At 71.3% G+C, this 12,408-nt stretch carries 10 protein-coding genes; 3 read left to right on the top strand and 7 right to left on the bottom strand.

The window, feature by feature from the left end; genetic code table 11:
• Positions 1-37 precede the first annotated feature (37 nt).
• The 6 genes from ACGFT2_RS27040 to ACGFT2_RS27015 all read right to left on the bottom strand — a co-directional run bounded on the left by ACGFT2_RS27040 (position 38) and on the right by ACGFT2_RS27015 (position 8,138).
• Positions 38-1,819, bottom strand: coding sequence for an ABC transporter ATP-binding protein (locus ACGFT2_RS27040; protein WP_393282763.1), 1,782 nt, complete (start codon positions 1,817-1,819; stop codon positions 38-40).
• 44 nt (positions 1,820-1,863) lie between these two features.
• The gene (locus tag ACGFT2_RS27035) at positions 1,864-3,750 is read right to left on the bottom strand and encodes an ABC transporter ATP-binding protein (RefSeq protein WP_393282760.1); all 1,887 of its coding nucleotides are present in this window, start codon (positions 3,748-3,750) and stop codon (positions 1,864-1,866) included.
• A 49-nt stretch (positions 3,751-3,799) separates the two neighbouring features.
• Complete coding sequence (locus tag ACGFT2_RS27030) at positions 3,800-4,063, bottom strand: phosphopantetheine-binding protein (protein WP_393282757.1); 264 nt, start codon at positions 4,061-4,063, stop codon at positions 3,800-3,802.
• Between the two features lie 72 nt (positions 4,064-4,135).
• A complete protein-coding gene (locus ACGFT2_RS27025) occupies positions 4,136-5,311 on the bottom strand; it encodes an acyl-CoA dehydrogenase family protein (RefSeq protein WP_393282755.1) in 1,176 nt (391 codons plus the stop codon).
• Complete coding sequence (locus ACGFT2_RS27020; protein WP_393282752.1) at positions 5,308-6,636, bottom strand: type III PLP-dependent enzyme; 1,329 nt, start codon at positions 6,634-6,636, stop codon at positions 5,308-5,310. Before ACGFT2_RS27020 ends, ACGFT2_RS27025 begins: the two co-directional genes overlap by 4 nt.
• Positions 6,633-8,138, bottom strand: coding sequence for a class I adenylate-forming enzyme family protein (locus ACGFT2_RS27015; RefSeq protein ID WP_393282874.1), 1,506 nt, complete (start codon positions 8,136-8,138; stop codon positions 6,633-6,635). Before ACGFT2_RS27015 ends, ACGFT2_RS27020 begins: the two co-directional genes overlap by 4 nt.
• A gap of 181 nt (positions 8,139-8,319) precedes the next feature.
• Between ACGFT2_RS27015 and ACGFT2_RS27010 the strand changes: the two genes are divergently transcribed.
• The 3 genes from ACGFT2_RS27010 to ACGFT2_RS27000 all read left to right on the top strand — a co-directional run bounded on the left by ACGFT2_RS27010 (position 8,320) and on the right by ACGFT2_RS27000 (position 11,385).
• Positions 8,320-9,501 (top strand): nucleotidyltransferase family protein, encoded by a 1,182-nt coding sequence (locus ACGFT2_RS27010; RefSeq protein WP_393282749.1) that lies wholly within the window; start codon positions 8,320-8,322, stop codon positions 9,499-9,501.
• Between the two features lie 124 nt (positions 9,502-9,625).
• On the top strand, positions 9,626-10,195 hold the full coding sequence (locus ACGFT2_RS27005) for a hypothetical protein (protein ID WP_393282746.1): 570 nt from the start codon (positions 9,626-9,628) through the stop codon (positions 10,193-10,195).
• Positions 10,192-11,385, top strand: coding sequence for an HPr kinase/phosphorylase (locus ACGFT2_RS27000; protein WP_393282743.1), 1,194 nt, complete (start codon positions 10,192-10,194; stop codon positions 11,383-11,385). Before ACGFT2_RS27005 ends, ACGFT2_RS27000 begins: the two co-directional genes overlap by 4 nt.
• Here ACGFT2_RS27000 and ACGFT2_RS26995 read toward each other — a convergent pair.
• Complete coding sequence (locus ACGFT2_RS26995; RefSeq protein WP_393282740.1) at positions 11,362-12,168, bottom strand: enoyl-CoA hydratase/isomerase family protein; 807 nt, start codon at positions 12,166-12,168, stop codon at positions 11,362-11,364. The genes ACGFT2_RS27000 and ACGFT2_RS26995 overlap by 24 nt on opposite strands.
• Between the last annotated feature and the right edge of the window lie 240 nt (positions 12,169-12,408).

Here is a 12,408-nt window from a genome sequence, read left to right as displayed (position 1 = left end):
CCACCCCGGGAGGGGCGGCGGGCACGTTCTGCACCTCTCACGCGCCGTCGAATCCGCTGGCCTGCAGGGTGTAGAGCTCGGCGTAGCGGCCGCCCCGTGTCATGAGGTCGTCGTGGCTGCCGCTCTCGACGACCCGCCCGTCGGCGACCACGACGATCTGGTCCGCCAGCCGCACGGTGGAGAAGCGGTGCGACACCAGGACGTTGACGCACCCCTCACGGCTCCGGGTCCGCCGGGTGAACTGCTCGTACAAATCGTTCTCGGCCTGCGGGTCCAGTGCGGCGGTGGGCTCGTCCAGCACGGTGAGGACGGCGTCGTCGCGCAGGAACGCACGGGCCAGTGCGAGGCGTTGCCACTGGCCGTGCGAGAGGTCGACGCCCGCATGCGCGTGGCCGAGCTGTGTGTCGTAGCCCTGCGGCAGCCTGCCGACGAAGTCCGCCGCTTCGGCCCGCGTCGCGGCGGCTCGCACCTCCTCGTCGCGTTCCGCGGCGTCGAGGTCGAGACGGCCGATGCCGATGGCCTCGCGTACGGGCAACTCGAACTTGACGAAGTCCTGGAAGGCGCCGGTGGAGCGGGAGCGCCACTCGGCCAGGTCGATGTCCCGCAGGTCGGTGCCGTCGACGGCGACCGTGCCGGCCGTGGGCCGGTACGTGCCGGTCAGCAGGTTCACCAGGGTCGACTTGCCGGCCCCGTTGCTGCCCACGAGCGCGACGGTGGTCCCGCCGGCCAGGGTCAGGTTCACGTCCTGGAGCGCGGGAGACTCGCTCCCCGGGTAGGCGAAGGAGACGTTCTCCAGTGTGATGCCCTGGGCGAGGCGGTCGGGCGCGGTGCTGGTCGCGACGGGTGCGTCGGTCCGCGCGTAGTCGGCGAGCCACAGGTACTGCCGGGTGAACTGCTCGGCCTCCGAGACCCATCCGAAGGTCTGTACGGCGTAGCGGAGCTGGAGACGCATGCTGCTGCCCAGCGAGATCACCATGACGAGTTCGCCGACGGTGGCCCGCCCGTGCTGGATCTGCCAGGTCACCAGGGAGATGGCCGCGACGAATCCGCAGACGAAGAAGAGCCAGCCGGCCAGCTGCCAGAGGACCGCCTGGTATTCGGCCCGGCCACTGACCCGCAGCGCCCGGTCCCAGACCGATGCGGCACGCGCGTCGACGACGTGACCGGACCCGCAGACCTCGAGTTCCTTGAGGCTCTCCGGTGTCACACACAGGTCGTGCAGCCCCTTCTCGGCGCGCTCGAACTCGGAGCGCGTCCTTCGTGCCCGCCTGATCAGCTTCCACCCCTGGCGTGCTGTCCACAAGGACGGGACGGTCACCAGGATCAGCAGCCCGAGAGCGGGGTGTACCCGCATCAGCAGCCACAGGGACAGCACCAGGCTGACGACGGCGCTGGCGGCCTGGCCCACGCTCCACCAGGCGACGCTCAGCGCCTTGGTGCCGCTGCGCAGCATCGAGAGCCGGTTCAGGTAGTCCGGGTGCTCCAGGTGCGCGATGGTGTCCAGTGCGGTGACGGTGGTCAGGACCTCCTCGCTGACCCGGACGTCGACCCGGTCGCACAGAACGACCTGCAGGTTGAGTTCGATGCGGCTGCCGGCGGCCATGGCGCAGTAGGCGAGAGCGCCCACGGCGGTGGCGGCCGCGATGCCCACCGACGCCTCGTGGAAGGCGGAGTCGACCAGCCACTTCTGGCTGAGGCCGGTGACCGCGATCGCCGCCGAGTTGAACAGGACCAGAAGGAAGATCACCAGCACCGAGCGGCTGTCGGCCCGCCAGCTGAGCGCCAGCATGTGCCGGAGCACGGCCAGCTGCCGTCTCATTCGATGTCCCTTCCCGTCCCCCGCTGCGGAGGGTCCTGCTGCTGTCATGACAGCACCACTTCCTGCTGTGCGCCCGTCATCGTGAACCGGTTCGCCTGAAGGCGGAACAACCGCGCGTACTCGCCGTCGGCGGCCATGAGTTCGTCGTGGCCGCCCTGTTCGGCGATCACGCCGTCCGCCATCAGGAAGATCCGGTCGGCATGGCGGATCGTCGACATGCGGTGGGAGATCAGTACGACCGTCTGGTCGGAGGTGTGCGCCGCGACCCGCTGGTAGAACTCGGCCTCGGCGGCGACGTCGAGGTGAGCGGTGGGCTCGTCGAAGATGAGGATGTCCCGGCCGTGCGCGGCGGCGAACAGGGACCGCGCGATGGCCACGCGCTGCCATTGCCCGCCGGACAGGTCGACGCCGCCCGGCCACTGGGCCGACAGGATCGTGTCCTGCCCGGAAGGCAGCCCTTCCACCATGGCCAGGGCGTCGGCCCGGGCGAGCGCCGAGGCCACCGCGTCGGGCTCGGCCCCGGCTTCCGGGGCACCCAGGGAGACGTTCTCGGCGGCCGTGAGCGGGTACCGCACGAAGTCCTGGAAGACGATGCCGAGCCGGCGCCGCCAGTCGTCGGCGCCGGCCCGGGCCGGCCGTGCTCCGTCGACGGTGAGCGTTCCGCCGGTCGGTTCGAGGAGGCCGGCGAGGATCTTGATGAGTGTGGTCTTGCCGACTCCGCTGTTGCCGACGATCGCGACGGTCTCGCCGGCCCTGATGTGCAGGTCCAGCCCGTCGAGGAGGGGGCGTTCCGCACCCGGGTACCGGAACGAGAGGTTGTCCAGGCGGATCTCCGGAGGTCCCGCGGCCCGCTCGGGCGCCGTGGGCGACAGCCGTGGAGAGGCGTCGGCCGGCACGCTCCGGCGGCCTTCGAGGCGCCGCAGGGCCCGGACCGACTCCAGCCCGTACTCGATGTCGAACGCCTCCATGCCCATGCGGCTGATCTGGAGCACGGCCGTGCTCGCCACCAGATACGTCACGAGATCGCCGGCTGTCATCTCGCCGCGGTAGGCGGCGCGGCCGGGGAAGTAGAAGGCGGCGGCGCTCGTGCCGAGCGCGATGACGACGGCCGGCCACTGGTGTCTGAGGATGCGATAGCGGATGCGCCAGAGCTCTCCGGCCCATTCGACGGCTTCCCTGCTCCGGCGTGCCACGGCCCAGTTCGCGAGGCCGAACAGCCTGATCTCCTTGGCCGCCGCCCGGCCCCCGGCCAGCTCGGTCCAGTAGCGCGTACGCCGGGCCAGATGCTCCCGGCCGTCCTTGACGGCGGAGAGGTACATCCACTGCCGGCGGATGACGACCCGCATGAGCAGCGAGGCCAGGAGCAGGGACACCGCGAGGATCACCGAGAAGCGGGCCAGCAGCACGGTGGCCACGACGGCGGACAGGATCCGGAACATCAGCATCAGCTGGCCGGTGGCCGCCGTGCCGGGCGAACGGTGATGTCCGCCGGTGATGTTGCCCGCGCGACTCACGTCGTCCGCGACCTGCGGATCCGCCAGGAGGCTCGAGCCTCGCGCGGTCAGCACGAAGGTGCGCACGGCGCTGCGTACGCGACCGTCCACGCGCCCGGCGATCTGGCTCTGGAGAACGCCCTGGAGGGAGACGGTCGCCTCTTCGAGCAGAAGCAGCAGGGCCAGCACGGTGAGCGGGACCGCCACCGTCGGCCAGGCCCGCCCGCCCTCGGCCACCGGGCCCAGGCGGCCGACGAACCAGCCGGTCCCCAGAGCGATGGCCGAAGGCCATACGGCGGTGACCAGCTGGCCCACGACGAGGAAGGCGGCACGGCCGCCCTCCCTGTTCAGCAGCCGCAGCAGACTCAGACGGTCCTGGATCAGCGAGGCGATCCGGTCCCGTTCGGCCGTCGCGCGGCTTCGGAGGGATTTCTCCATCCCCATCTCTCTTCTCGGCGTCCCCACCCGGTCGGTGAGGGTTGCGGTGCTACGGAGCCGTCGGCAGCAGTCGCTCGACGACGCCCCACAGGGCGCCCGCGGTGGCGAACGTCTCGCCCGACAGCGCGTCGTCGGGAACGGTGATGCCGAACTCCTGCTCCAGATCCACGAGCAGCCCGACCGTGCCCAGGGAATCGAGCCCGAGGTCCGTCAGGGAGGCGTCCGGCGAGAGCGCGGAGTCCGGGGCGGCCAGCGGCAGGTGTGCGCGGAGCAGGGTCTCGAACTGTTCGAACTCGGCCCAGGGGGCGGTCATGGTCTTCTTCTCCAGTGGGGTTGCGCGGGCGCGCCGGCGCGCCGCGGGGGCTCGGCGAGTGCTGCGGACGTGTCAGGCGAGCCGGACGGAGCGGTCCATCAGCGTCAGGGCGCCGGTCACGGTGAGCAGGCGGTCGTCGGAGTAGTTGAGGCTGGCCGAGCGCAGGTCGCGGAAGTGACGCTCCAAGGGGAGCGCCGACCGCCGGCTGTAGCCGGTGCCGAGCCCGGCGAGCTGCACCATCCGGTCGACGGCACGGAAGGTCGACTCGGCGGCGGTGACCTTGAGGGTGTTGAGGTGGATCTGCACGTCCGGCCGGTCCAGCGACTCTCCCCGCGCACGCGCGGCGGTCACTTCGTCCCGTACGCGGCTCAGGTAGGCGGCGACCACCTCCAGGTCCATGCGGGCCCGGGCGAGGCGTTCCGCGACGAGATCGGAGGAGATGTCGAGGCCGCGCGGCCGGTCGGGCGAACGGCACAGGGCAACCAGCTGCCGGAGCGCGGATCGTGCGCTGCCGAGCCAGCAGGCGGCCCAGGCCAAGTGGCCCACCGGCGCCGTGCTCTCGATCGCGATACGGCGGAACCCGCCGGGCTCGCCCACCAGTTGCCACGCCGGGACCTTGCCGTGGAGCCGCAGGCCCGCGCTGTCCGTGCCGCGCATGCCGAGCGTGTCCCAGGGGGCGCCCGGGACGATGTCGAGCTGCTGCCGGTCGGCGTAGACCAGGGAGACCCGGCTCTCCGGGGCGTCCGCCGACTCCCGCATCGTGATCAGGAAGCCGTCCGCGTGCCGTCCTCCGGTGACCACCGGAGCGGTGCGCGCGAAGGACACCTCCAGGCCGGAGTGGGTCAGGGGGGCCTGCGCACGGAGCAGGTGCCCGCCCTTGCCCGGCTCGGTGGTGACGGAGGCCAGGTAGACCTCGCCGCGTGCCACACGGGGCAGCAGCCGCTCGGCGAGTTCGGGTGCGGCGTGCCGGACGAGGGCGTCGGACTGCTGGCAGTGCATCGCCCAGATCATGGCGGTGGACAGGCAGGCGCCGGCCAGGTCCTGGGCCACCTCGACCAGATCCCCCAGGCCGCCGCCGAGCCCGCCGTACCGGACGGGCACGAGCAACCCCAGCAGGCCGCTGTCCCGCAGCGCCTGGACGGGGGTGACGGGAAACACGGCGTCGGCGTCGACCTGTGCCGCGTGCTCGCGCAGCACGGGCAGCACGGCTCGCACGGCGTCCCGGATGTCGATGGTGCCGTCGGTCATCTCCCGGCCCCCTCTGCGCTGCCGGCGGACCGTCCGGGGGCCGCCGCGGCTCTGGGCGGAGCCAGCGGAGTACGGCGGAGCTCCAGCCGGGACGCGTCGATCACGGTTCCCCGGCGGAGGACCACTTCTCCGGCCACGGGGCGGCCGAGGAAGCCGAGCAGGCTGGCGGTGAGGCCGTAGGCCCCGACGTTCGGGATCTCCACGAGGTCCCCCACCGCGACTCCGTCCACCTGGGCCTCGCGCGCCAGGACATCCGCGGGTGTGCACAGGGGGCCGACGAGCGAGGCCTTCCCGGGCCCGGCGGGCTTGCCGGTCGCGCCGTGCCCGGCGGCCCCGTCGGCCGCACCGTGCCCGGCGGCGACCGGGTGGGCCTTCATGGGCAGCAGACGTCCCAGGCCCGAGAGTCCGCCGAGATGGTGGATGCCGGTGTCCAGCACGATGTAGTCGCGTCCGTGGGAGGTCTTGATGTCGCCGACCGTGCACACGAGCCGTCCCGCACCGCCGACGAGGTACCGTCCCGATTCGAAGGCGATCCGCGGCCGCCCGTGCCGCCAGTCCGGCAGGTACCGGTCGAGTACGGCTTCCAGGGGTTCGCGCAGGGCCCGGTAGTCGGGCCGCTCGCCCGGGCCCGCGTACGGTGCGGCGAAACCGCCCCCCAGGTCCAGGAGTTCGAGCGGGAGCCCGGCTTCGGAGCGCAGCCGGGCGGCCTCGACGACGCTCGCGGAGAGGGAGCCCAGGAGGTCGTCGGTGTCACGGGCGTTGCTCATCGCGAAGAAGTGCGCACCGGCGAGCCGGGCTCCGGGCAGGGGTGCGAAGGCGGCCGGGTCCGCGGCGTAGGCCGCCGAGTCGGTCCCGAACTGCGAGGACGTCCCGGTCATCCGCAGACCGCCGGCGCCGCGGGCGTGCGAGGTGTTGAGCCGGAGCAGGCAGTCCACCGTGACCTCGTGCGCGGCGGCTGCCGCGGCCACCCGCCGGTAGTCGCCCGCGGACTCCACGGAGAAGCGCACGACCCCTTCGGCGATCGCGCGGGATATCTCCGTACGGGTCTTTCCCGGGCCCGTGTAGAGGCAGTCGGTCGCGGCGAAGCCCGCGGCCAGGGCCGCCGTCAGCTCACCCTCGGAACTGATCTCGGCATGGCACCCCGTCTTGTGCAGTGCACGGGCGATCAGCGGATGCGGGTTGGCCTTCAGCGAGTAGTACAGCGTCGACGGCTGCGGCAGCGCCTGCCGCAGGCCGGCCGCCGCCGCTTCCGGCTCGCTCAGCTCGTACACGTACAAGGGACTGCCGAAGCGGTCCGTCAGGGACGATATCGGGGCACTGGTCACTGGTGCGGGTCCTCCCAGCCGCGCAGCGCGCCGCGCGCCACTTTGCCGTTGGCACCGAGGGGCATGGACTCCAGGACACGGCAGACCGAGGGGGTCCTGGCCGGGCCGAGGAGGTCGCGGACACCGTGCAGCACCGCTTCGGGCTCGACGTCCCCGGTCACGTACAGCACCGCGTCCCGGTGGCCGGTGGGCGGCACCACCGCCGCGGCCCGTACCCGATCCACGGCCTTGGCGGCCGTCTCGATCTCGGTCACGGACGTGCGGACACCGTGCCGCTTGAACAGCTCGTCGCGCCGTCCCTCGAAGTACAGATAGCCCTCGCCGTCGAGCCGGCCGAAGTCTCCGGTGTGGAGCACGCGTTCGCCGCTGCCGGGATCCGTCCGGTAGGTGTGACCGGTCAGTTCCGGCGCGTCCCAGTAGCCGGCCATCAGATGAGGTCCCCGCACGGTGATCTCGCCGGTCTCGCCCGCGGGCAGCGGCCTGCCCGCCTCGTCCACGACGACGACGCGCGTTCCGGGCAGGGCCCGTCCCACGCAGCCGGGGCGCTGCAGGTCACCGTCCACCTCCAGGATGGCCACCCGCTTGCACTCCGTGATGCCGAACATCATCTGGACGCCCGCGCCGGGGAACCGCTCGCGCAGCTCGGCGGCCAGGCCGGACGAGAGGTGCTCGCCCGTGTTCGTGAAGAGTCGCACCGAGGTGGGCGTCGGGCTGCGGCGAGCGAGCATCAGCAGCATCGAGGCCAGCGAGGGGACGAGCGGTACGACGGTCGCCGCCGACCGGCGCAGGTCGGCGAGGAGCGCCGCGCCGCGGGAGGCGTCCCCGAGGACCAGCTCGGACCCGGCCGACACGCTGAGGAAGACCTGGTAGAGGCCGTAGTCGAAAGAGAGCGGAAGGCACGAATGGACCACGTCGTCCGCTCGGTAGCGCAGGCATCGCGCGATGGCGGAGACCGCGAAGGACACCGCGGCATGCGGGCACACCACCGCCTTGGGCAGCCCCGTACTGCCCGAGGTGTACAGCATCAGCGCGGTCCGTGCCGCCTCCGGGCCGGATGCCCCCGCCGTGTGCGACGGGGACGGTGAGGTCGCCGGCCACGTCGCCGCGTCCTCGGGAAGCGACCGGCTCGGCACGGAGGACCAGCCGAGGTGGGCGTCCTCGTCGGTGACGAACAGCGCCGGACGGGCGTCCGCCAGCACGTGTCCGAGTTGATGACGCGTGGCGGTCGTGCCCAACGGGACGAAAACGGCGCCGAGTCGGAAACAGCCGTACATGAGCGCGAGAGTGGACCTGGTGGGGGACGCACGCACCACCACGCGATCACCCACGCCAACACCCGCGCCGCGTAGCCAATCTGCGGCCGCGTCAGAGGCCCGGGTGAACTCCGAGTAACTCCACCGTCCGGTGCGGTCACGAACTGCGGGAGCGTGCGGACGGGAACGGGCGGTTTCGTCCAGAAAGGTGTGCAGGACAGCACGATCCGTTGTTCGGCACTCTGTCATCGGGTCCCCCATGGTCCTTCTGCGGATACGACTCCGAAGCGAATTGGGAAAGACGGGCGGAGAGTTCCCCGGAGGAGACATGGAGGGACGCCCGGAGTGATCGGCGCGGCTATGATACCTGCCGCGTGGCCGGTATCGGACCTGGTCAGGTGCAAGTGGATCACGAAGGCCGGGGTAGAGTGTGAGCACCGTAGACAAGTCTTTTCCGCCCGATCCGGGCCTTCCAGACCTGCCTCACCAGTCGGAGATCTCCCTCCTCCTGGCCCTCGCCGACCCATGGCTCGACGCAGCCGGCGCCGGCCGACTGCACCGGTCGATAGCGGAGTTGACGGCGGAGGTCGACTGGTCCTGGATATTCCATCAGGGGGCCAAGCATCGCGTTCTCCCGCTGATCGGGTTCAACCTCCGGAAATTCCGCCTCTATTGGTCCGAGACCGGCGAGACCGAGATCATCCCGGATCACTGGGTGTACACCTCGGTGTTCGAAGGAAACCGGGTTCGCAATGCGGGGCTCTCCGGCGAGCTCGCGCGAGTTCTGGCCGCGCTGAACGCGTCGGGTGTGCCCTATGCCGTACGCAAGGGACTCCCCTTGTGCGAGCGGTTCTTCCCGGACCCCGGAATGCGCCGCACGAGCGACTTCGATCTGCTCGTCGCCCCCTCGACGGTCCAGGCGGCCGGCGAGGTGCTGGCCGAACTCGGTTACTCCCAGGCACTGTTGCAGGCCGACGGGACGCTGCGGCCGTACGACCGCGCCACCCAGGCCTTCTGGCGGCTGCACGTGAACAACTCGCTGCCCTACATCAGGCCGACGGACGCCCCCGGCGTCGAGGCCTTCTTCATCGATCTGTGCCTGTCGGTCCTCCCCGGGCGGGACAGACGCGTCACGGGCTCGGTCGAGTTCCTGGAACGCAGCGTCCCGGCCGTGGTCGCGGGCGTGGCGGCCCGCGTCCTCGAACCCGCCGATGAACTGCTCGACCTGTGCCAGCACCTCTACAAGGAGGCGGACACCGGTTACTACATCGAACTGGGTCGGGACATCGCCCTGTCCAAGTTCATCGACGTGGTCAGCGCGGTCCGCGCGGCCGGCGACGACGTCCTCTCCGTGTTCGCGGACCGCGCGGTGCACTACGGCGTGGGCCGCAACGCCTACTTCGCCCTCTTCCACGCGGCGCAGCTCTACCCGGGCGTCGTCCCCGACTGGCTGCTGGACCGACTCACCCCGGGCGGCGACGCGGCCTACCTCGACGAATACGGTCACCTCGAAGGGAACGTGCGCAGCTGGCACCAGGGCTTCCTGGAGCGCGCGTTCGACACCCGGCGGGCGAACCGGATGGAAGGCGGCAGCAGTGTCCCGGTGCACTGAGACAGCGGGTCCGCGACACGGTGGACCGCACGACGGCACGGGCGGCCGGTCCCTGACGGAGCGACGGCCCCTGCCGGAGGGAAGGGCCGAGACGGCCCGGGTGCTCGGGGAATGTCCGTCACTCGTGCGCCGGCCGGACCCGCCGGCGTGGACACGGCTCGCTCCCGGGGCGTGGCGCCTGCCGGTCCTGGGCGAACCCGAGTGCCGCAGCCTGCTGCGGCTGCTGGACCGCTCGGAGGCATGGACGGCCTCCGGCGACTCGGGCTCCGCACGGCTGCCGGCCGACGGGATGACGCCGGAGATGCTGATCTTCGTCGAGGCGGTGCATCATCTGGTCGGCGAGCGCATCCCCGGCACGGACGGCCGCGACGGGTCCGGCAGTTCGGGCCGGCCGGTCGTCGTGCACCAGGAGTTCCGCAAGGGTGCCCACGCCACGGGCCGGACGGCGGGAGCGGACTGCGCCGCCGGCAGCGGCCTCACCCTGCTGCTCCCGCTCACCGGAAACCCGTCGCACGGCACGCCTCCGGGCGGCGGAGTGCGCCTCACCCCGGCGGACGGAACGCCCCTGCTCCTGACGCCGCCGGCCGGTACCGCCCTGGCGGTGGACGGCTCCTGGACGGTCGGCACCGACGGCTCGGGAGCCGGTCTGCTGCTCCAGTACACATGTGTTCGCGCCGAGGGAGCGGATCGATGAGCGACTCCAGTGTCCTTGTGCACTGCGACGGGGTGCGCGTGCGCGTCGAGTCCTACGGCTGGACGTCGTTCCCCGCGTACGCCTCCGTCGTGTACACGCCGTACTTCGACGTCACCGAGGCTGAGCGGAGCGAGGGCGCCGAGCACGGTGCCGTGTCCGCCGTCGCGGACGTGGACAGCGCCGTGGTGCGACTGCATCTGGTGCCGGAGGCCGAGCTGGACGACCTTCGCGCCGCGGTGGAGCGTGCCGCACCGCTGCGGCCCGTCCCGGTCGAGATCCATCGTTCCCTGCTCCTCACCCAGCCCGGCCCCGGACGCCCGCGGGACGCCCTGGACCCGAACGGGCGCTTCGTCTACCGGTCGGACCCGCGCAGCCGTGAGGTGGACCTGTGGGCGTCCGACGTGGCGCTGCTGCTGCTCGAAAGCGCACGACTGGTGCGGACGGTGGTGGTCTCGCTGCTGGTGGAGGAGCGGAACCACGTGCCGGTGCACGCGTCCTGCGTCGCCCTGGACGGGCGGGCGGTGGTCTTCACGGGCTCGTCCGGTTCGGGGAAGACCACGCTCGCCCTCGCGGCCATGCAGCGGCTGGGGGCCCGGTTCATCACCAACGACCTGGTGATGCTGCGCGCCGCCGACGATCCGCCGGAGAGCCGCCACGGCGTGCGCGTGCGCGCCTTCGGCATGCCACTGCCGGTGCGGATGGCCACGGGAACCCTGCAGGGCCTGGGGCTGCTCGGGAACCTCGATCCCTACCAGGAGGTCCTCCCGTTCGTGGAAGCCCCTGACTGGCGGGAACGCGAACGGAAGATCGAGGTGGGCTCCGGGCGCGTGGCGTCGTGGTTCGGTACGGCTCCGCTGCCCTCCGCCGAGCTGGCCTGTCTGGTGTGGCCGAGGCTCGCGGACGGGGCCGACGCCACCTCGGCACCGGTGCCGCGCCGGGAGGTTCCCGGGAAGCTGTATGCCGAAGTTCCCGTCTTCGACCCGGCGTGGCCCGTCTGGACGGGGTTCGGTTACCCGGCCCCGCTGTCGCTGCCGCCGGCGGCAGCGGGACTGGTGGCGGACTGTGCGGGAATCGACGCGATGGAACTGCGCGGAGGCCGGGATGTCCATGCGGCGGTCGACACACTGGCCCGCTTCCTGGCTGCCGGGACGGCCGGCCACCGGGGTTCAGTCGACCCAGAAGTCGCGTGACGCCGCCCGCCGGGCGGCCCAGGGGTCTGCCCCCTCGGAGAAGCTGCTCACCCCCCGGCCCTCGTCCCCGTCGGGTGCCCGCCAGTGCCCTTCGGAGGCCCATGACAGGCACGCACTGAACATCTCCAGGCCCCAGGCCTGCGGGCCGGGTTCGGACAGGGAGTTGAGCAGCGCCTTCGTCTGGCGGAGGGTCTGGGCGTTCTTCAGCCCGATGAGCCGGTGCCACTCGGCGACGGCCTCGTCCAGCTGCTCCGCCGCGCCGAGGCGATCCCACACACCGTGCCGGACCGCGGTCCGTGCCGGGTGGATCGCGCCGAGCAGCAGGACCCTGCGCGCGAACTGCGGCCCCGCCCGCGACACCAGGCGACTCACCCCCCACGAAGGGGTGAGCGCCAGGTCGGCCTCGGGCATACCCCACTGCGCGTCATGTGCGGCCAGGACGAAGTCACAGCACAGGGAGAGTTCGAAACCGCCACCGACGGCATATCCCTCGACCACGGCGAGCGTGGGTACCGGAAGCTCGGCGAAGGCGGTTGCGAATTCCTGGAATTTCCGAGTGCGAAGCATGATGGACCGAGGATCGACCGCCCCCTCGACCACTGTCCCCGTGCAGAAGTTCCCGCCGGCGCCGCGAAGAGCCAAGGACGTGACCCCACATTCGACCGCCCGTCGGGCCAGGCTCAACATTTCGGACAAATCCTCGACGTAAAGCGCGTTCCGCTTCTCGGGGTTGTCCACGAGCAGCGTCGCACGCTGCTGCTCGATGTTCAGGCGGACGGTCATCCGCAGCTCCTTGCACTTAGATCGGTACCGCCGTGATCAAAAAGGACAAAGTGCGTCCTTCTCGAGATAGGACGTTCGTCACGATGGGTCATCTGACCCCGTGTGATATAAATCTTTCACCAAGTGGCGCTAGCGCCATAATCCAACGCAGAAAGGAAACTCCACTCATGCGCATCGGAACCACCATTCACCCGAAGCCGGTCGTCACCTCGGTCAAGACCGCCTGACGAGCGTCGATGC

Origin of the sequence: Streptomyces sp. NPDC048514 (genome assembly GCF_043199955.1) — a bacterium.
Lineage (GTDB): Bacteria > Actinomycetota > Actinomycetes > Streptomycetales > Streptomycetaceae > Streptomyces.
The sequence above is the reverse complement of the archived record's forward strand: the minus strand, read 5'-3'. Positions and strand labels throughout refer to the sequence as shown.